This is a genomic window from Psychrobacter glaciei, assembly GCF_014652895.1.
GTDB classification, from domain to species: Bacteria; Pseudomonadota; Gammaproteobacteria; order Pseudomonadales; family Moraxellaceae; genus Psychrobacter; species Psychrobacter glaciei.
In genome coordinates this window covers 261,822-282,377 of record NZ_BMZR01000002.1, presented here as the reverse complement: position 1 = coordinate 282,377, position 20,556 = coordinate 261,822, and the positions used below count along the sequence as shown (strand labels likewise).

The window sequence follows — 20,556 nt, the reverse complement described above, 5'->3', positions numbered from 1 at the left end:
TCGCCGCAACCGACAACCTTTACCCTTGATAACCTGATGAAATTAGAGATGTGCATATGAGTCATTCTGAGCAACACGCAGGCGTAACCGATTTTACTATTGGTGAGTCAGTTACCACCCAGACTGAGCAAGGGTTATATATCGACCCTAACGCTTTAACTGCCCACTTACCAGCACTGCACTATCGCGACGACGCTTTATATATGGAGCAAGTTAGTGTCGCAGCGTTGGCCAAGCATTATGGCACGCCCTGCTATGTTTACTCAAAACAGGCGATATTAGACGTCTATCAAGCCTATACGGATAGCTTTTCCAGTCTAAAGCATCAGGTTTGTTATGCGGTTAAGGCCAATTCCAATCTGGCCGTGCTTGGTATCCTAGCGCAAGCGGGTGCAGGGTTTGATATTGTCTCGCGTGGTGAGCTGATGCGAGTATTGGCAGCAGGTGGCGAAGCTGCGCGCGTGGTATTCTCCGGCGTGGGTAAAACTCGCGGTGATATCAAATATGCACTGACCCAAGGTATTGGCTGCTTTAATGTCGAGTCGATTAGCGAGCTGACCTTAATCAATGACGTCGCAAAGTCACTTGATAAGCCTGCGCCGATATCGCTACGGGTCAATCCAGATGTCGATGCCAACACCCATCCATACATCTCAACAGGTTTAAAAGACAACAAATTCGGCATCGCCCATGAAGATGCGGCCACTGTCTACCAACAAGCGGCAGAACTGTCGCATATCGATATCGTCGGGATTGATTGTCATATTGGCTCGCAGTTGACTGAGGTTGAGCCATTTGTTGCCGCGCTCGATAAAATCATTGAACTGGTGCATAGCCTGCGCGACAAAGGTATCGAGCTACGCCATATCGATTTGGGCGGCGGCTTAGGGGTGCGTTATATTGATGAAACGCCCGTGTCTATCGATGAGTTTGCCGAGGCGTTATTACCTAAATTAAGCGCGCTTGGCCTGACAGTATTCTTTGAGCCGGGTCGTAGTATTGTGGCCAATGCCGGTATCTTATTGACCACAGTTGACGTATTAAAGCCAACCGAGCATAAGAATTTTGCCATTGTTGATGCCGCGATGAACGATTTGATTCGCCCAGCTTTATACCAAGCTGAAATGGCAGTGATTCCTGAAATGTTACCACAGAATGGTCTAGACACTGACGGTACGCAGCCATGGGATATCGTTGGTGCTATCTGTGAGACAGGGGACTTCTTAGCGAAAGACCGTTTGTTGTCGCTTGCTACAGGTGATGTTTTAGCGATAACGGGCGCTGGTGCTTATGGCTTTACCATGAGTAGCAATTATAATTCGCGTCCGCGTGCTAGTGAGGTCATGGTAGCCGATGATCGCCATCAGCTGATTCGCAAACGCGAAACCATTGAAGCGTTATATGCAGACGAAACGCTGTGGCAAGCCGAGTAGTAGTATTTCCATGACATTTGAATATAAAAAAACCCACTATCGTACTGATAGTGGGTTTTTTTATGGCAGAGCTTTATCAAGATATTGGTTTTAAAGGATAAATATAACTTAGTATTTGATGGCGGTGATAATTATGATTGTATCTGACAGCGTGCTAATATAACACATACATAAAAATAGGATAGGACTCAAGGATATGCTCATAGAATTTACAAAAATGCATGGTCTGGGCAATGATTTTATGGTCATCGATTTGGTGACCCAGCGCTTAGAATTAACCAAGGATTTGGTGCAGTTGTTGGGTGATCGTCATTTGGGCATTGGCTTCGATCAATTGCTCGTGGTTGAACCACCCATGCGCCCTGATGTCGATTTTGGTTATCGTATTTTTAATACTGATGGCACCGAGGTCGAGCAGTGTGGCAATGGCGCACGTTGTTTTGCGCGTTTTGTGCAAGCACGTAAACTGTCATTTAAGCAGCGTCTGCGTGTTGAGACAGCGAGCGGTATTATTTCTTTGACCACTGACCGTTATGGTTGGGTAGAAGTCGATATGGGCAAGCCGAAATTTGAGCCAAACGAGATTCCATTCACCCCAAGAGCCACCACCAAAATCCAAAACGCTTATCATCTAGACGTTAATGGGACGCCTGTGCAGCTCTATGTTGCCAATATGGGCAACCCGCATGCCGTTATAAAAGTCGATAACGTCCTCGATGCCGATGTTGAAACATTAGGCAAAGCCATTGAGTCACATCCGGCATTCCCCGACCGTGTCAATGTCGGCTTCATGCAAGTGATGAACCAGCGTCATATTCGTCTACGTGTCTATGAACGCGGTGTCGGCGAGACCCAAGCTTGTGGTACTGGCGCATGTGCGGCAGTGGCGGTCGGTATCCGTGAAGGCTGGCTCGATGAAGGCGAAGATGTGCGCGCACAGCTCTATGGCGGTAGCATGATTATCAAATGGCAGCCGGGTTATTCGGTCATGATGACGGGGCCAACGGCATTTGTTTATGAGGGCGTATTTAGCCCAGATGGTCTGATGGCGCAAGCGGGCATCAAGCCCAGTGCTGATAGCTGATAGACAATGACGACAGCGCCTACAGTAGATTCTAAGTCAAAAGCGTGGCTATCCGCTGAGCTGGCAGCCACTATAGAGTCAGATGCCGCGTTACGAGAGCTGCTCGCACCAGTACATCGTTGGCTAAACACTTTGTCAGTGCGCAATCATTCACCTCATACATTGACCGCTTATTTTGCGGGACTGAACCAACTGGCGCTGTTTTTACGCGGCAAGCGCTTGACGTGGACGCGCTGTGATAAGCGTCAACTTGCCCAGCATATCAGCCAACGACTCGATGAAGATAAGCTCGCGCTTGCTAGTGTCCAGCAAGAGCTGTCCGCCATCCGCCATTTTTATGGGTGGTTGATCGAGGAGGATTTGGCACGCATCAATCCAACGACTGGCTATCAGCTTAAGCGCAGTCCTCGACCACTACCATCGATCGCTGACGTGGATTTACTGACGCAACTACTGGATCAAGAAATCCCTGATACGCCGGAGCAAGCGCGCTTATGGTTGCGTGATAAAGCGATGTTTGAACTGCTTTATAGCAGCGGTCTGCGTGTCGGCGAGTTGGTCGCGCTCGATATGGCAGATGTGGATTTGTCTGATTTGCGGGTACGAGTGACAGGTAAAGGCAATAAGACGCGCCTAGTACCATTGGGCATTAAAGCAGCAGAAGCGATTACGCGCTATCTACCGCATCGTAATCTGTGGGTAGAGCAGATGGACACCGCGTTATTTATCAGTGAAAAATTGGGCACACGCTTGTCAACGCGAGCAGTGCAACAACGTCTAAAAGTCGCGGCAACGCGGGCAGGCATTGCGCAAAATATGTATCCGCATCTATTACGCCATTGCTTTGCCTCGCACATGCTGTCGGGCAGCGGCGACTTGCGGGCGGTACAAGAGATGCTTGGGCATAGCGATATCAGCACCACACAAATTTATACCCATGTGGATTTTGCTAAGCTTACGCAAGTCTATGATCGCGCCCATCCGCGCGCGACTCATGCGCAGAATAATAAAGACTCAACGTAGAATATAAATTTTATAAAGGCTAAAGTTCTAAAAGCTTTCTTCTAAAACAAACCAGCGCTATCCTTAAGCCAAACGATGGCAGTCAAAGATAGGCATCTTTTGCCGACCTTGCGCTTGGGCAGACTTATCAAAAGTTGCCAAGACTATTTCATAATTTTGCTGTTCTTGAACAACAGCTTCTTTGCCCATAGACTGCTTACTCAGTGCACTATCATCATAACTATTTATAATAGTACCATCAAAAGCGGTGATGGCGGTATGTCCCCACGTCTGCCGTGTATTCCCATTTTTGTAGAGATGGTCACCGCCTTGTGCTGCGCCAATGACCATACATTGACTGTCTAGCGCCCGCGCGCGTAGCAACAGCGACCAATGTGCTTGCCCAGTCAAATAAGTAAAGGCTGACGGCGCGCTCAATATGTCAGCGCCCGCTTGGCGCAAACGCTGCGCCAAGGCAGGGAAACGCAAATCAAAGCAAACCATCATCCCCAATTGATACACGGCATTATTTACCTCAATCGGTGCGATGACGGTTTGTGTACCCGGCTCAAACGTAGCGGCTTCATTATAGTTGCCTTGCTTATCTGCCACCGTCGCTGTGAATAAATGAATTTTGTCATAGCGTGCAACCCTTTTGCCATCAGGGGCAAATAACTGGCTGACTTGACGCAATCTACCATCAGGTACGACCATGCCATCTGGGCGATAAACACAGGGCAGAGAGCCGACCAGCACATAAATACCGTAGGTACGAGCGTAATCCGCCAACGTCGCTGATAGTGCATCAAATTGCTCAGCAGTGGCAAACTGCTCACCCATGCTGCAGCAGTTTTCTGGTAACACAACCAGCTGAGCACCTTGGGCACGGGCATCAATGATGGCGGCTTTTATATCCGCTAAGTTGTTATCCGTGTTTTGCTGACTGTTCATTTGGATCGCAGCAATGGTGAATTGCGTATTATTTATAGGATTATTCATAATTTGCTCCTCAGTTATTCTTGAGCTGACAAGGCGCTTACTTCATCTTTCTTATCATAATAAGCTTGTCATTATTAACAGGTTATATGTGCTGAAATCTTAATGCATTCAGGCAGTAAAACCTGTATCTCGGTATTTTTATAAGAAAGGTATTAAAAGCTCGTGCGCATGGGGTATAAATTATCATAGCAAAATTGTGGCAAAAAATGCTATCGTCATGACCTGATAATATGAACTCACGACCTTAATCAGCATAACATATAGTCGGTTCAACATAATTTAGATACAAAGCAGGTGATTGGAAGTGCTACAAACAGTAGGCTAAGCAAGCCAAACGCTGTATCTGATTTAGAGTAAATTAACTATAGACTATATCACCACGATTGGAGTGTAATAAGCTACCTATGAGTATGTCGTTCGGATTGGCGACCACGCTAAGTACATCACAAAAGCTCACCCCGCAAATGCAGCAAGCCATTAAATTGTTGCAGCTCTCTAGTCTTGAGCTCGCACAAGAGGTTCAGGCCAAGCTGGATAGTAATCCGCTGCTTGAACGTATCGAGGATGAGGAAGACGAATACGAGAGCAATAACGATACGATGGTAGATGACTTTAGCGAGCCATTAACCCTCGATACTTGGAACCAAGCTGCTGGCGCTGATTCATTTACCGCCTCATCAACCACCTCCAGCTATGACGATGATAGTACGGGTGATTATAGTGATGGTTCAGCGGATAGCTTCGATAAACTACAGCAGTCAGGTATCGATGAGGGTGCGACAGATTATCAAGCGTTAGACAGTGATGACGATAGTCGCTTTGATACTGACCGTTTTGATGCCAGTCATTTTAGTGCTGGCAGTGCTTCTAGTGCTTTAGCAAAATCAGATTACGATGAGTTTGATCGCTATCAAGGCGCTACCTGCGCCACGATACAGGATCATGTGCGTTGGCAGCTTAACTTCAAGCGTCTCTCAGAGACGGACATGCTGATTGCAGAATATCTGATGGACTCGATGGATGATATGGGCTTTGTGCGCCTTGATATTGATGAGTTGTTACAAAGCTTTGAGACTATGGCGAGCTTTTATCAATGGGAGGAGCGCGTTGAGCATGATGAAGTCATGGCGGTACTGCGCGTTATTCAATCGTGCGATCCATTGGGCGTCGGTGCGCGCAATTTAAGTGAGTGTCTAGCGATTCAGCTGGTCAAGCTCGATGCTGATACTGACTATCTTAAAGAGGCGCAAGCGCTATTGTCCGCCAGTGAGCATTTAGTCAGTAATAATATCAAAGCGCTGACTGAACGGACAGGGTTGGCACCTGAGCACATTACCCCTGCGCTCACTCTATTACGCAGCTTAAACCCTTCGCCAGGTTTGCTGTTTCAAAGCAATCAGCCAGATTACGCTCAACCGCCTGCCAGTTATGACATCCCTGATGTGCTAGTCACGCCTATTCGTCGCCACAATACTCAGAACACCAATAATAGCAACAGAGCCAATGCTACTGCACAAATAGATGGCTGGCAGGTACGACTGAACCCTGAGACATTACCAAAACTACAGGTCAATCAAGAATATGCCAATTTGGTCAAACGTGGTGATGATAGCCCTGACAATCAATATTTGCGTGAAAATCTCACCGATGCGCGGCTATTCATTCGTAGTATCGAAGAGCGCAATCAAAACCTGTTAAAGGTAGCGACCAGTATCGTGCGCTATCAGCAAGAGTTTTTGCAGCACGGCGCGACGGCCATGCAACCGCTTATCTTAAAAGTCATCGCTGAAGAGGTTGATTTGCACGAATCGACCGTCTCGCGTTTGACCACTAGCAAAAGCATTTTGACACCGCAAGGCTTGTTTTCACTCAAGCATTTCTTTTCATCGCATGTCAGTAGTAGCGATGGCGACATCTCCTCAACGGCTATCAGCGCGATGATTAAGAAGCTGATAGCGGATGAAGATCCCAAAAAACCGCTGTCTGACAATCGCATAAAAGATCAACTGCTTTCTGAAGGTATCGATATTGCTCGCCGAACGGTGGCCAAATATCGTGAAGCGATGAATATTGGCTCATCTGCCCAGCGCAAGCAAAAATATTAATTGCCATAATTCAATGACTTATCCTCAAAGTCAGGAAAATTTCAATATACCTGATTATAAATATAAAAAATAAAATTTTTTGATTATATAGAAACCTGCAAGAAACAACAGTTTTTATTACATTTAATTACAATTTACTGTCTTGCTACTATCAGGTTTTCATGACAAATTAGAGTCATACCAAGGACAAAAACGACGCAAAATTTTATTTTAGTAAAAAAATGGCGATACTAAATTGGCAATATAAGGATACGTCAGTTTTTACCGAAAATTTTGTAGTGGTCGTTGGTAAGGCAAGATGAAAAGGGTAGGAATGCCACTTCATCTGTTGATTGTAAGTCATAAATAAAAGGACAATAATATGAATGTTTCTATCAGTGGTCACCATATCAGTGTTACCGATGCAATGGACAAAGCGGTTCGCGAAAAACTTGAAAAAGTAGAGCGTCACTTCGATCAGATACAAAGTATTAAAGTGATCTTATCGCTAGACAATAGCGGCGCAAGTGATGGTGGTAAAAAGAGCCATAAAGCCGAAGCGATTATGCGAGTCTCAGGTCAAGAAATGTTTGTCCAAGCGCTTGAGGATGATATGTATAAAGCCATTAATGAGATGGCAGACAAGCTTGATAGACAAGTACGTAAATATAAAACCCGTCAGGAGCGTAAAAAGACTCAGGGTGCAGGGCGTGATGGACGCTATGAAGACCTCAGCAGCGCTGATGTAGTGCCAGCCGTTTAGTTTTATTATGATTGATGCTCAATATATAGTGGCTAATAAACCCATAAATAGTATAGTCATTCCACTATAAAAGTATTACAGCGTTAACCTCGCTTGAAGTATCACATATACATCTACACTCGGTTGCCTTGTACTACTTTTAAATTGAATCGACTATATGAATAAATAATATAAATAGCCCATTGATTGAGTAACGACGTAATAAGCAATAAAAAAGACCTCAAACGTATCTAACGTTGAGGTCTTTTTATTGCTTATCATCCCGTCATCATTTAACGAAAGATAGGATGTTATTAATAAGTTTTTGCTTGTTGTAGCTACTGATGTTGCTCAATTAGTATTTTGGAGGTCGCTATGCAATGAATGAATAGCTAGCCGCCACCAACTGCTTGTACCACCTCAATATTCATCCCCTCAGTGATACGTAGCTGACCAAGTTCGCTCTTTGGGATCAGATCTCCATCGACTTCAACCGCATAGCGACCTTCGCTAAGTCCTAGCTCATTGATAACCAATTGCACGGTCTGATGGGTGGTCTGTAGATGTTTACCATTAACGCTAATGGTACTCATAAAATGTACTCCTTAATTGTTAAAATTCCTTTTTTTACCATATCGTTCAGTCACATCATTATTATCTATCTTTTTCGCAGCTGTTAATCACTTTACTGTAGTCAGTGAAAGGTAATATCGAACCATCACTCATTGCTGATATCAATTTTTCTTGCTTGCTGTGCCTGCGCAGACAGAGGCTACAAAAAATTGATATCAGCAGTACCGTCGCGTTTTTAGAATATTTTGACTATATTTAGCTGGCTACCTTGCTCAAGCGGAACGCTGAGACAGCAAGCCACAGCCAACCTGCAATCATCAAAACACCACCAATAGGCGTGATTGCGCCAAACCAACGGGGTGCGCCCAATGTCATCGCATATAGGCTACCAGCGAATATAATAACGCCAACTTGTAGCAACCATGCACTCGTCTGAGTCGTATAATTTAGGCGGACAAGTATACCGACGAGCAATAAACCGAGTGCATGGACAAACCAATAGAGTGTTGCTGTATGCCACCACTCAAGCTGCTGAGTGCTGACCATACCTTTGAGACCATGTGCCCCAAACGCGCCTAAGCCAACAGCAATGGCCATATTGATCGCTGCAATACCTATCCAATTTACCATGCAAAAACTCGTATTATTATTCAAGCCTGTCAATAGCGCAGCGGTAATAGCGCATAGGGGACGATTTACTGAATGTCATTGGGTAAAATGACACTATCGATAGTCATCGCCTCACGAATTTTATCCATAGCGTTCTTTTCGATTTGGCGTACGCGCTCAGCCGAGATAGAGTAAACCGCTGCCAATTCGTGCAAGGTTGATTTTTGCTCAGACAGCCAGCGCTGCTCAACGATATCGCGTGAACGATCATCGAGGGTATCCATCGCCGCAATCAATGCCGATGAGTTGTTTTCTTCCCAATCTGATTCTTCCACCATCTCAGCAGGATCGATGCCATCTTCTAAGAACAGCTGCGGCGCATAACGGCCATCGTCATCATCGCTAGATTGTGCTTCAAATGACGCATCATAAGAGGTGAGACGCGATTCCATCTCAAGCACTTGTTTACGCGTGACATTTAAGTCATTGGCGATGGCATCTGCTTCTTCAAGGGTGAGTTGGTTATTGGTCTTTTTAAGACTGCGTAAGTTAAAGAACAGCTTACGATGCGCCTTGGTGGTCGCGACTTTTACAATGCGCCAGTTACGAATCACAAATTCATGAATTTCCGCTTTGATCCAATGCACTGCAAAAGAAACCAAACGCACGCCTTTATTCGGATCAAAACGCTTGACGGCTTTCATTAACCCCAAGTTGCCTTCTTGAATGAGATCCGCTTGTGGTAAACCATAGCCTGAATAACTGCGCGCGATGTGAATCACAAAGCGCAAATGCGACATAACGAGCAAGCGTGCGGCTTCTACGTCGCCTTCATCGTAATAGCGATGGGCAAGCTCTTGCTCTTGCGTCGGGGTTAAAATAGGGATTTGATGCACAGTATTGATATACGCGCCCAGATTGACCCCAGGCGCTGACAGATGCGTCGGCATCGCTGGCACTAAGTCACGAGTGCTCGTATCTTCAAATGCACTAGCATCATAAGGTGGACGCGCCGCAGCAGCTTTTAGGGCTGCATCGCGCGCTTCGTTTTTTTCAGGCGCTGCGCCATCTTTTTTACGTGTTTTCGCAGCATCATTAGCGGTAGTAGCCATATTCTTGACCTTGGTTAAATAGATAAACAAACAGTCAGATAAAAATCTTTATTGTTGTAATTGTAAAGGATAGCGACGCTTAGTTGCTATCAGTTTTGGTAATGATGAAGTGATATATTGTATCGAAACGCTGTGATGTAGCGCCATCAACCAGTACTTTGTCGGTCATTTCGCTCATCGTTAATCCCAAACTAGGCGTCGTTTTAGCTTGCTGGCTTTGCTGACAAAAAGCGGTGATATCCGCTTTCGAGTTAGGGTCGGTTGCCACAACATATAACGACTCGCCAGCTGCTACATCGCGTAGTGCCACTTTGGTTTTTAACAGTGGCATCGGGCAGGCAAGTCCACGCCCGTCTACCCAACTTTTTATGTTAAGAATCGATTGAGCGGAGCCTGTCGTTCCATCCAACTCAATATTACCCGTATGACCAGTAGACAATAAGTCTAATAACTCTTTAATAACATGCTGCTGCGTATCAGGCAAACTTGCTGACAAACAAACAAAGTAAGACCCTTGTGTGGTAATTAACTGACTGTCAGCAGACATAAAAAACCTTGAGATATTAAAACTTGAATTGGTAGCCGTAGAGAATTTAATAGACCATATTTATTAATATTAACTTATCAATCTGTTTGGTCTATTAAGTAAACGGCACTAATGTAGACATTTTGCGACCATTCGTTATTATAGCAAATTGCCGCGATGCAGTTGCAGTTGAATATAGTCATCGTAATGTTTGGCTCACTAGAATGACTACTCAAGGCTGACAGCTAAAAATGCTATCAACAATCAAACCAAAAATTGACCATCAATAATTACATTGTCATGTTGCACAATAGTGACGCACAGCCGAGTTATTGGTAGCTAAATACAGACTAGAATTGACCTTGTATAAACAAGCTCGTATAGTCAAAATTACGTTATTATCAAGTGGGTAAGATGCGCATCTGTATCATTCTAATAGACAGTCACTGCTTGGTATAGTCAATCCTCTATAAATTGGATACGGTGTCAAGCTTGCTTAGTCTACTACTTGTAGTACTTTCACCCGCCTTCCTTGTATCCAAATTATACTGAACCGACTATAGACAAGGCAGCAATAAATTGAATGAGTGCGCCATCGTTAAGGATATACAGAAAATGATATTGTTTGTATCCAAACAAAAAACAGGTCGTTTGCTTATGCCTCATGCAATAAAACTAGGGCTATCGGCTGTATTATTGGCTCTGACAACTGGCGCCAATAGTAGCGAAAATTCTGCTGCGCCATTTGCCTATAACTCATGGCAAACACCAGCGGCAGAAGCGCTCGATTTACCCAATTTACGCGGGCAAGGACTGAGCTTCGCGGAACAGTATCAAAATAAGCTGCTTGGTGAGTGGTCATTACAACGTATCAATGGTCGCGCAAAAATGGAGCATGATCCTTGGGTGCAAGAAACGGTTAAAGAAATGACGTGGCGGCTCAATGCACAAGCGCGTGAGCAAGCGCCCTTGGGCTTGGTGATCATCGACAATCCCAGTATTAATGCTTTTGCAGTGCCAGGCGGCGTCATTGGCATTAATACAGGGACGATACTGGCTGCGAGTAGTATGGATGAATTGGCTAGTGTCGTCGCTCATGAAGTGGCGCACATTAGCCAACGCCATTATGAGAGTGGCGTTGATGAACGTAAGAAAGCCTTACTGATGCAAATAGGCGGTATGCTGGCCGCGATTGCCGCATCAGCGGTCGATGGTGATGCCACAGCAGCAGTACTGATGGGCAGCCAAACAGCACTAATGAATAGCAGCATGGCTTTTAGTCGCAATAACGAACGCGAGGCCGATCGGGTAGGGATGCAAATCATGACCCAAGCTGGGTATGACCCACGCGCGATGCCGAGATTCTTTGCCACGATGAATCAAAAAAGCCAACTTAATCAGACAGCCAATCTGTTTTTGCCCAGTTTTGTACGTTCGCATCCCTTAAGCAATGAACGTTTGAGCGAATCACAGAGCCGCGCCCAGCAGTATCCCGCCATGTCATTAAGCCAGCAGCAGCGTCATCAAGTGCAGTTTGATTTGCTTTATTGGCGTGTCCAAAGTACAGGTAAGCATGCGTCTGAGACCACACTGACAGCGGCTGCCAAAAACAGCTTAGGGGCCAAATTGGCGTTGATGACTTGGTATAGCGAGCAACAACGCTTTACTGATGCCAATGACATATTGGCGGAACTTGTCGTGTTACCAGCGGCGCAGCGCCAGTCATTAGAGCCATTGTTGTCGATTACGCATAGCCAAATGCTGAATGAACAAGGCAAATGGCAGCAAGCCGCCGAAGTATTAGAGCGTCAGCAGCGTGTTTACCCTGAGCGCCGTGATTTGCGCTTGTATTTAGCCGAAGCGTTGACGAACAGCAATCAGCCGACCAAAGCACAAGCCTTGTTAAAACCTTTGACCCAGCAGCAACCAAGCGATCGTTACGCATGGCAAAGCTTACAACTTGCCAATGAGAGAATTGCCAAAACGACTGACTCCCCGCAGCTAGCCAACATCGCGACAATCAACGCATTGCGCTATCGCAGCCATGATCAGCTATGGAATGGGCGCTATGAAAGTGCGCTTACTTCCTTAACGCAGGCCAAACGATTGGCTGAAAGCATGCAAACGACCGCGCAAGCAAATAGTGCGCGTCCGCTCTTGGCGAGCATAAATGCAGAAATTAAAGACGTAAAAACCGCCAAAGACTTTAAGCCTTAGGCGGTTGTGTTTATCTGTTCATCATTTACAGCTACGGCACATCAGTCTCAAGCAACGATGTTGACCATAAAAAATATTAACCTTGCAAAGCTTCTTTTACCAGCTTAGAGATGAGCGCAGGGTCAGCACGACCAGCGGTTTTGTTCTTTAGCACGCCCATCACACTACCCATATCACGCATAGAAGTAGCACCTTGCGTGGCAATCTCGGCATTTACCAATGCCATGATCTCGTCTTGATTCATTTGCTGTGGCATGAACTCATTGATGATATCGATCTCGAACTGCTCTTTGGTTGCCAAGTCATCACGGTCGTTTTCGGTAAAAATACCGAGCGATTCTTGACGTTGTTTAAGCTGCTTTTGTAGAACTTCTAATACGCCTGCATCATCGAGCACTATTTGACGATCAAGTTCAATTTGCTTGATGACTGATTGTACGTTACGTAATACCTTAACGCGCTCAAGCTCACGAGCTTTCATGGAAACTTTGATATTGTCTGATAAAGTCTGTTTAAGTTGGCTCACTGCTATCATCCTTATTTATCTGTTAAATGCTATTTGTCATATGTTGTTTGCTATGTTTTTAGAGCAAAACCTGCTGATCGGGGCTTTAATAAAAAAGTGACTTTAATAAAAAAAGTAGCTTTGATAAAAAATGTATCAGCAGTAATAACAAAAATTGTAGCATAAAAAACGCCACTGATATCAATGGATAACAGTGGCGTTAGTGTAGCGCTTGTACGTAACTAAATCAGATTACTGATTAGTACATACGAGTGGTACGAATAGTTTCGCGTTGTAATTTCTTTTTATAACGCTTTACGGCAGCTGCTTTTTTGCGCTTGCGTACTTGCGTTGGTTTTTCATAAAACTCACGCTTACGTACGTCTGATAATACGCCAGCTTTTTCACAAGCACGTTTGAAACGACGGATAGCGATATCTACTGGTTCGTTTTCTTTAACCTTAACTGCAGGCATGAAGACTCCTCGATTAGGATGAGATATAAGGGCATTAGTTTGGCTGTGTATTAGTATTTAGCCGTAATATCTCAAGATTACAGGCATCAGCTCAAACTAGGACAATTCTTGCGCATTAGCACAAGGGCAGGTATTTTAATAAAAAATACCAACAAAGTCAACGATTTTAATGGTTTATTGTCTATATGTTATTTGCTTAGATGAGTATTTAGGCGCAACTGTCTTGCTTTAGATTGAGTCAGGGCACAAAATTTACCGTGAATAAAAAGTCCCTACAGTCTATAACGGTTTGGTTGGAGTTTATGCTATGATAATTTCCATATTATAGGGTCTGTTTGATATTCAAATATTAGGGCTGCTGATGGCTAAAGTTAACTCAAACTAGGCGAAAACCGACGATAATGTCGAGACCTTAGCTAGGTTTTCAACAACGGTTGGGGTAATTTTAGCATCAGCCTTGAGAACGGATAGAGCAAAGCACTGCTTTGCCCGTTCGCAAGGCAAGAGCTGTGCTCGAGTGGAGGGCAGTACCATATTTGAATGTTCAATAGACCCTAGTAAGCATAGGAACCGTTTTATGTGTATTTTATTGAGGATGTTGGCATGAAAAAAACAGTATTAAGTACGGTGTTGAGCACAGCGTTTATCGTTGCTTTGGGTGCGAGCGTAAGCGCTTGTGGTGGCGGAAAAGAGCATGAAGTATATGCAAAAGATCGCGTTGATGAAGCAGCGGCACTTGCGATCAAAAATGGCCCACCTGCTGAAGAAATGGAGTTTCCAGAAACCGCCCCGATGCCAGCTGCGGATATGACTGCAGATGGTACGGCAGTCGATGGTGCTACTACTGCTGAAGCCGGTATGGCTGACACTGATATGGCAGAAGCAACGGCTACCGATAGTGCTGATACAGCAGCTGCTCCGACTACTGACAGCACTGATATGGCTACTGAAGACGCAGCGGCAACCACTGCTGAATAAGTTAGTGCTGAACGAACTCTTAGACACTCATTAGTAGTATAGACAAGTATTTTGAGCTTATATAATGCATTATTAACCGATTACAGACTTATTAAGTAAGGGTAAAACCATGATTGATATACAGTCGTATATGAAGAAACTGAGATTGTCTGTAATCAGTATGAGCGTGATATTTGCAGTGAGTGCTTGTAGTGGCGATAACACGGCCACTGAAGAGAGTACAGCAGCCAATGAACCTGCTAATACTGCCGTTGAAGAAACAGTCGTAGCAGAACCTGAAATCACGACGCCTGAGCCTGTAATTGAAGCAGAAACAGAGTCTACCGACATAATGGTTGAAGAAGCGGTAGCACCTGAAACTGTTGCTGAGCCTGAAGTGCTGGCTGCTGATGCTGGTGCTAAACTGTATGAGTCAAACTGTCAGGTTTGTCATGCTGCTGGTTTGCTCAATGCGCCAAAATATGGCGATACGGCGGCTTGGACGGCTCGTCTGACCAAGGATAAAGAAACGCTGTATAGTCACTCCGCTAAAGGCTTTAATAAGATGCCAGCGCAAGCGGTAAATGGTGTCACTGAAGCGCAAGTGCATGCAGCGGTTGATTATATGCTAGCATCTGTGAGCTAATGAGGCTTAATGGAATATATTAGCCATTGAAATTTGTTAAACTGACCGTCATTGTGACTGACAATGGCGGTTTTTTTATGCCCGTTTTTTATTGATATCAACCTTAACGAATATGACTGACTGTGCGAAAATTATTTGTTGAACTAGAAATAGTATTTGGCTTATTTTATTCGCTATTCAAATTCCTAAAGTGATGTAAGATAAAAAAACGGCAAAAAGCAGCTCGAAAACAAAGGTATAAAGGCAAAAGTATGAAGGTATTGGGTTTAGAGACCTCTTGTGATGAGACGGGACTGGCGATTTTTGATAGTGAGCAAATGAACAGCGACAATCAAGGTCTGGTTGGACAGGTATTGTATTCACAGATAGAGCTGCATGCACTCTACGGCGGCGTTGTACCTGAGCTTGCCAGCCGTGATCATATTCGCAAGCTGGTGCCTTTGCTTAATGAGTTGCTTGAGCAGTGCGACGTCAAAAAAAGCGAGATCGATGCGATTGCTTATACCAAAGGCCCCGGGCTTATTGGCGCTTTAATGACGGGTGCATTGTTTGGACGCAGCTTGGCATATGGCTTAGACATTCCTGCGATTGGTATCCATCATATGGAAGGTCATCTGTTGGCACCGCTCATGGGTGCAAACCCTCCAGCTTTTCCTTTTGTCTCGCTGTTAGTGTCTGGTGGGCATACTTTGCTTATCGCCGCACGTGGTGTGGGTCAGTATGAGATATTGGGCGAATCGATAGATGATGCGGCAGGTGAGTGCTTTGATAAAGCCGCCAAAATGTTGGGCTTACCTTATCCTGGTGGTCCCAATATTGCCAAACTGGCAGAGACTGGCAACCCAAATGCTTACAGTTTACCAAGACCGATGTTACATCGTGGTTTGGATTTTTCCTTTAGCGGTATGAAAACGGCCGTGCATAACCTAATCAAAGACACGCCATGCTCAGGTGGTTCGGGTAATGTCTCGGATAGCGACCCACAAGTTCGCGCGGATATCGCTGCCAGTTTCCAACACGCGATGGTCGATACACTGGTAAAAAAATCCATCAAAGCGCTCAAGCAAGCAGAGATGAGCCGTTTGGTGATTGCGGGTGGTGTCAGTGCCAATACCCATTTGCGCGAGACGTTAGAAGCTGAGCTAGCCAAAATAAACGCGACTGTCCATTATGCACCGCCAGCGTTATGTACGGACAATGGTGCGATGATTGCTTATGCCGGTTACGAGCGCCTGCAAGCGGGTCAATCAGATGATTTGGCGGTGAGCTGCGTGCCGCGCTGGCCGATGACAGAGCTACCAGCAGTTTAAAGGTGACTTTCTCAATACGCTATTCGTTAACCTTTATTAAGCCTAAGGATGATCTATGCAGTGGATTGCGATTGGTTTAGGCGCCGCACTGGGCGCGTGTTTGCGAGGCTGGCTTGCGCGCTTTAATCCGCTGCATCATTGGATACCACTAGGTACGTTGGGCGCTAATGTGTTGGGCGGCTTGTTAATAGGGCTCGCTCTAGTGTGGTTCGGACGGATGGGTAGCGGCTTGTCTGACAACGTTAGACTGTTCGTAATCACTGGGTTTTTGGGTGGGCTGACGACGTTTAGCACTTTTAGCGCGGAGGTCTTTACCTTTATTAATGATGGCCGTTTGCTGGCAGGATTGGCGCTCATCGGTTTACATGTGGGACTGACATTATTGGCAACGGCGCTGGGGTTTTATTTGTTTAAGTTGGTTTTGTAACCTTCGATAGATATTACTCACTTAATGGTTTGATTTGAGTAGTTATTTTATTGCAGTCTATTTTAAGTGGTCTATTAATTGGTTTTTGGCACTTTTTAGGTGGTTCCAATAGGGTATACCCTAATATATCATTCACTATCTCTAATAGGCTCAAAGCTGCTTATCAGCTATTTTGAATAGTGAAACTGCGATAAAAAATGAGCATAAGTTGTATAGTAGATAAAACACTTTAAGGTGATAAAGATGAGCTTAAACATATTTACTATCAAAGGTAGCCATATTTATCACTATTCAAAAATAAAGTTTTGGCATCGATTGAGCCTTATCTTATCTCGTTTGTCTATTGCTATGGCTTCATTCTTATTGATAGGTTGTAGCGAGCGCATCTGGAACCAGCCATCAACAGATATAGAAAGAACCACCGAAAATCGCTACGATTTTCGCAATGGTTTGCCTGAAAACTCAGATGACATATTCGTTGTGTTAGCATTCTCTGGTGGTGGCACACGAGCAGCAGCGCTTAGCTATGGAGTGCTTGAGAAACTTCGCGACACGCCAGTTATGATAGAGGGAAAAGAGCGCCGATTACTAGATGAAGTAGATGTTATTACTTCAGTATCAGGCGGTAGCTATACAGCCGCTTATTATGGTTTATTCGGTGATAAAATTTTTGAGAAGTTTGCGTCAGATTTTTTGTATGAGGATTGGCAGTCTCGTCTCCTAAGACTAGGATTGAGCCCAAAAAATCTGCTGTCTATCAGCCGTTCTGACTATAATCGTGGCGATCTGGTCGCGAAAGATTTAAATCTTAATTTATTTGGACAAAAGAGTTTTGCCGATATGAGTCGTGGCAAATTACCTTACGTCATACTCAATGCCAGTGACTTAAATAATGCCATAACATTTTCATTCACTCAGCAGCAGTTTGATTTTCTGTGCTCAGACCTATCGAAATATCCTGTAGCCAATGCTGTGATGGCATCTTCCTCAGTACCTGGCATATTCGCCCCTATAGCGCTACGCAATTTTTCTGATTGTCCTCAGCGTCATCAGCCATGGGTCGATGACGCGTTGCGACAAGAGGATCATTTACCTCGTAATTACGGAATAGCTCGTGCTTTAAAGCGTTATTCCTATCCTGATAGGATGCCAATACTACGCTTGGTAGATGGTGGCGTGACTGACAATTTGGGGGTGCGTGGCTCTATGATGAGTCCTGTCAACCAGTATGGCGACGTACCTAATATGGCTGGCGCATTCAGTCCTGAACAATTGCGTTCTGTTAAACGAGTGCTGGTGATTGTTGCTAATGCCCAAACCTACCCCGAACATAAATGGTCATTAAATGGAGAAGACCCAGGATTATTAGAGACGATTTCAGCTTCTAGTCAAACAGCATTAGGTACGTTAAATAATGAGACGGTATCACTAGCAAAAAAAGAGTTCTTGCAATGGGGAGACCATGTCAACGCCCAGCGAGACCCTAATGAGCCTCAGGTAGAGGTGCACTTTTCCATATTGACCTTTGATCAAATCAAAGACAAAGATCAGCGGACTAAATTTGATGCTATGCCAACGACTTTTCATCTACAACCAGAGCAAGTCGATGAACTGCGAGCGCTAAGCGGTAGCTTGCTTGAACAGTCCATAGAATTTAATTCGTTCCTTAACGACTCAAAGTAACCTATAAAATAACCTAGGGCTTTTATAAATAAGAATAGATAACAAAAATATCTGAGTGATTACTCAATTTGACTTGTATGTGTATCTTAACCCGTTTAGATTTAAATAATATATTTAGTGATGATATATAAGATTTAAAGCCTCAATTTAAGGAAGTAATTGGGTCCAAATATTATAAACAGGGAGTATATAAAATGAATAAATACCTTGCAGGAATAATTGCTGGCTTCTTGGCCACCGTGGTTATGTCGCTTCTATTGATGTTAAAAAGCGTGATGGGCATTATGCCTGACTTAGATATCATTGCCATGTTGTCATCAATGATGAATGATAGTCGCACCTTAGCCTGGATAGCTCATATAATGGTAGGTTCTATCGGTTATGGTATTGCAATGGCGATACTTTCTGGCAAAGATCGAAGTAAAAACTTTACGATGATTGGCTTAGGCATCGGGACGGTTGGTTGGCTTATGATGATGGTCATTATTATGCCTATGATGGGCAATGGTTTGTTTGGTTTGGCTATGCCTAGTGGTGTAATGGTTCCTATTGCTACTTTAGTTTTGCATTTAATCTTCGGTGGCGTATTGGGCAAAGCTTATGCCAAGCTGGTTAGTACGCATTAGAGCTAGTCTATAATTTTCTAGTTAAAATAGAAGGCATGGTTAATGAACATGTCTTCTATTTTAACTAGAATAGAGTTTATGACAAACAAGGATTAGCAGTATATTGAATATAAACGATGTTATTAATGTATCAAAAAATATTCAAGACGATATCAGAGCAGGTCATTTGGGTACTGTAGTACATATTTTTGATCAAAATCCCCCTATGTACTTAATTGAGTTTATTGATAATGAAGGCCGTACAACTGAAATGGCATCTCTAAAAGAAGAAGACATGAGCCTTTATTGGGTTGCCAGCACTGAAACATATGTCGAATAGTTAACGGTGAATTGTCCTGACTATTAATGACTACCTAATAACCTAGTCAAAAAACCATTAACACAAGCTCATTAAGTACACTCAGATGTACATTGATTCAATATAAAATTCTATATCCATTGGAATCACGGGGACTACAGACCAAGGTTCAAGTCCTCACTAGGGAACCGTCATTTACCATAACGCTCGTCATAATGTCAGAGAGCGAACGATATTTCTTAACTGGAATGATTTAGTAAATAGTGAAATATTACACCGGCTTTACTATTCCTTGTAGCAAACTCGCAAACCCTTGCATATAAGCGGTATCTTGGCTTGACGTGCGTGTCGCTGCATACAGCTGGCAATGCACACCATCACCCAGCGGTCGCGAGACGACCCAACCTTTTTTCTCATATTCAGCAACCACCCAATCGGGCAATGCCGCCACACCGCGTTCACTAGCAACCAGCTGAATCAGCATCGCCGTCAACTCTGTCGTACGAATACTATCAAAACTGACCTGCGCTGGCGTCATAAAATTGGCAATAATATCGAGACGCTTGGCCTCTACTGGATAGGCAATCAAGGTCTCTTCAGTCAAATCAGTCGGCTCAATAAACTTCTGCACCGCCAAATCATGCGTTGGCGATAGCACCAAGCGACTCTCATACTCAAACAACGGCTGATAGCTGATGCCCTCTATCGGTAAATCACTGGTCGTAATGAGTAAATCAATATCACCTTCTATTAATAAATGATGCGGCTCAGGCTCAAAACCTGTCGCAAAATCCAGCTCAACATCCGACCATTCGCGGCGATAATGATTAAGTATCGGCATTAGCCAATCAAAGCAGCTGTGACACTCGGATGCTAGGCGTAATCTACCTGCTTGACCGTGTGCCAAGCGTTTCAGATTGGATTTGGTACGAGTGACCTGCGGCATAATGCTGTCTGCCAATGCCAATACCGTCTTGCCAGCTGGCGTAAAAGTCAGCGGACGCGTGCGGCGATTGACCAAGCTAATATCGTAATAATTCTCTAGCTCTTTTAGCTGATGCGAGACCGCAGAAGCTGTCACATGCAGCTCATCGGCAGCCGCAGCAAGTGAACCATGCGCTCGTAATGCAGTTAACGTATTAAGATGGCGGAGCTCTAGCATAAGACAACCTGCCTGCTAAGTTGAGAAAAATTCATTATAGTACATATGTTGCTGACTTTCATTCATAGCGTATGATTAATGAGCCA

General features: G+C 44.4%; 21 protein-coding genes. 13 read left to right on the top strand and 8 right to left on the bottom strand.

Annotated elements, in window-relative coordinates; genetic code table 11:
- Positions 1–56: 56 nt before the first annotated feature.
- The 3 genes from lysA to IE130_RS05920 all read left to right on the top strand — a co-directional run bounded on the left by lysA (position 57) and on the right by IE130_RS05920 (position 3,540).
- Positions 57–1,433: a diaminopimelate decarboxylase gene (gene lysA / locus IE130_RS05930; protein WP_373299625.1), complete on the top strand. Its 1,377-nt coding sequence runs from the start codon at positions 57–59 to the stop codon at positions 1,431–1,433.
- Positions 1,434–1,629: 196 nt separating this feature from the next.
- Positions 1,630–2,517 carry a diaminopimelate epimerase gene (gene dapF / locus IE130_RS05925; RefSeq protein ID WP_010195942.1) on the top strand — a complete coding sequence of 296 codons (888 nt, stop codon included), beginning with the start codon at positions 1,630–1,632 and terminating at the stop codon, positions 2,515–2,517.
- Positions 2,518–2,523: 6 nt separating this feature from the next.
- The gene (locus tag IE130_RS05920) at positions 2,524–3,540 is read left to right on the top strand and encodes a tyrosine recombinase XerC (protein ID WP_189583129.1); all 1,017 of its coding nucleotides are present in this window, start codon (positions 2,524–2,526) and stop codon (positions 3,538–3,540) included.
- Between the two features lie 63 nt (positions 3,541–3,603).
- On the opposite strand, the gene IE130_RS05915 is transcribed toward IE130_RS05920, so the two are convergent.
- Positions 3,604–4,518, bottom strand: coding sequence for a nitrilase-related carbon-nitrogen hydrolase (locus IE130_RS05915; RefSeq protein WP_189583126.1), 915 nt, complete (start codon positions 4,516–4,518; stop codon positions 3,604–3,606).
- 404 nt (positions 4,519–4,922) lie between these two features.
- Here IE130_RS05915 and rpoN point away from each other — a divergent pair, with 404 nt between their 5' ends.
- Complete coding sequence (gene rpoN / locus IE130_RS05910) at positions 4,923–6,623, top strand: RNA polymerase factor sigma-54 (protein WP_189583124.1); 1,701 nt, start codon at positions 4,923–4,925, stop codon at positions 6,621–6,623.
- A 361-nt stretch (positions 6,624–6,984) separates the two neighbouring features.
- Positions 6,985–7,365: a ribosome hibernation-promoting factor, HPF/YfiA family gene (gene hpf, locus IE130_RS05905; RefSeq protein WP_189583122.1), complete on the top strand. Its 381-nt coding sequence runs from the start codon at positions 6,985–6,987 to the stop codon at positions 7,363–7,365.
- Between the two features lie 371 nt (positions 7,366–7,736).
- On the opposite strand, the gene thiS is transcribed toward hpf, so the two are convergent.
- From thiS to IE130_RS05885, 4 genes are all read right to left on the bottom strand, one after another.
- The gene (gene thiS / locus IE130_RS05900; RefSeq protein WP_010195929.1) at positions 7,737–7,937 is read right to left on the bottom strand and encodes a sulfur carrier protein ThiS; all 201 of its coding nucleotides are present in this window, start codon (positions 7,935–7,937) and stop codon (positions 7,737–7,739) included.
- 235 nt (positions 7,938–8,172) lie between these two features.
- A complete protein-coding gene (locus IE130_RS05895; RefSeq protein ID WP_189583119.1) occupies positions 8,173–8,547 on the bottom strand; it encodes a DUF423 domain-containing protein in 375 nt (124 codons plus the stop codon).
- Between the two features lie 65 nt (positions 8,548–8,612).
- On the bottom strand, positions 8,613–9,476 hold the full coding sequence (gene rpoH, locus IE130_RS05890) for an RNA polymerase sigma factor RpoH (RefSeq protein WP_201574459.1): 864 nt from the start codon (positions 9,474–9,476) through the stop codon (positions 8,613–8,615).
- A 241-nt stretch (positions 9,477–9,717) separates the two neighbouring features.
- Entirely contained in the window at positions 9,718–10,185 is a 468-nt protein-coding gene (locus IE130_RS05885; RefSeq protein WP_189583116.1) for a sulfurtransferase TusA family protein, read from the bottom strand.
- 636 nt (positions 10,186–10,821) lie between these two features.
- On the opposite strand from IE130_RS05885, the gene IE130_RS05880 reads away from it, so the two are divergent.
- On the top strand, positions 10,822–12,381 hold the full coding sequence (locus tag IE130_RS05880) for a M48 family metalloprotease (protein ID WP_227676148.1): 1,560 nt from the start codon (positions 10,822–10,824) through the stop codon (positions 12,379–12,381).
- Between the two features lie 76 nt (positions 12,382–12,457).
- Here IE130_RS05880 and IE130_RS05875 read toward each other — a convergent pair whose 3' ends face one another.
- On the bottom strand, positions 12,458–12,907 hold the full coding sequence (locus IE130_RS05875; protein WP_010195911.1) for a GatB/YqeY domain-containing protein: 450 nt from the start codon (positions 12,905–12,907) through the stop codon (positions 12,458–12,460).
- A 238-nt stretch (positions 12,908–13,145) separates the two neighbouring features.
- Complete coding sequence (gene rpsU, locus IE130_RS05870) at positions 13,146–13,361, bottom strand: 30S ribosomal protein S21 (protein WP_010195908.1); 216 nt, start codon at positions 13,359–13,361, stop codon at positions 13,146–13,148.
- Positions 13,362–13,964: 603 nt separating this feature from the next.
- On the opposite strand from rpsU, the gene IE130_RS05865 reads away from it, so the two are divergent.
- From IE130_RS05865 to IE130_RS05835, 7 genes are all read left to right on the top strand, one after another.
- Positions 13,965–14,339: a hypothetical protein gene (locus IE130_RS05865; RefSeq protein WP_189583109.1), complete on the top strand. Its 375-nt coding sequence runs from the start codon at positions 13,965–13,967 to the stop codon at positions 14,337–14,339.
- Positions 14,340–14,448: 109 nt separating this feature from the next.
- Positions 14,449–14,964 carry a c-type cytochrome gene (locus IE130_RS05860; RefSeq protein WP_189583106.1) on the top strand — a complete coding sequence of 172 codons (516 nt, stop codon included), beginning with the start codon at positions 14,449–14,451 and terminating at the stop codon, positions 14,962–14,964.
- Positions 14,965–15,215: 251 nt separating this feature from the next.
- Entirely contained in the window at positions 15,216–16,274 is a 1,059-nt protein-coding gene (tsaD, locus tag IE130_RS05855; RefSeq protein WP_189583103.1) for a tRNA (adenosine(37)-N6)-threonylcarbamoyltransferase complex transferase subunit TsaD, read from the top strand.
- Between the two features lie 55 nt (positions 16,275–16,329).
- Positions 16,330–16,701: a fluoride efflux transporter CrcB gene (crcB, locus tag IE130_RS05850; protein WP_189583099.1), complete on the top strand. Its 372-nt coding sequence runs from the start codon at positions 16,330–16,332 to the stop codon at positions 16,699–16,701.
- A 243-nt stretch (positions 16,702–16,944) separates the two neighbouring features.
- Positions 16,945–18,384 (top strand): patatin-like phospholipase family protein, encoded by a 1,440-nt coding sequence (locus tag IE130_RS05845; protein WP_201574453.1) that lies wholly within the window; start codon positions 16,945–16,947, stop codon positions 18,382–18,384.
- Between the two features lie 194 nt (positions 18,385–18,578).
- Positions 18,579–19,010, top strand: coding sequence for a DUF6789 family protein (locus tag IE130_RS05840; protein ID WP_189583096.1), 432 nt, complete (start codon positions 18,579–18,581; stop codon positions 19,008–19,010).
- A 103-nt stretch (positions 19,011–19,113) separates the two neighbouring features.
- Entirely contained in the window at positions 19,114–19,329 is a 216-nt protein-coding gene (locus IE130_RS05835) for a DUF4926 domain-containing protein (protein WP_189583093.1), read from the top strand.
- A 250-nt stretch (positions 19,330–19,579) separates the two neighbouring features.
- Here IE130_RS05835 and IE130_RS05830 read toward each other — a convergent pair whose 3' ends face one another.
- Positions 19,580–20,470: a LysR family transcriptional regulator gene (locus tag IE130_RS05830; RefSeq protein ID WP_189583090.1), complete on the bottom strand. Its 891-nt coding sequence runs from the start codon at positions 20,468–20,470 to the stop codon at positions 19,580–19,582.
- Positions 20,471–20,556 lie beyond the last annotated feature (86 nt).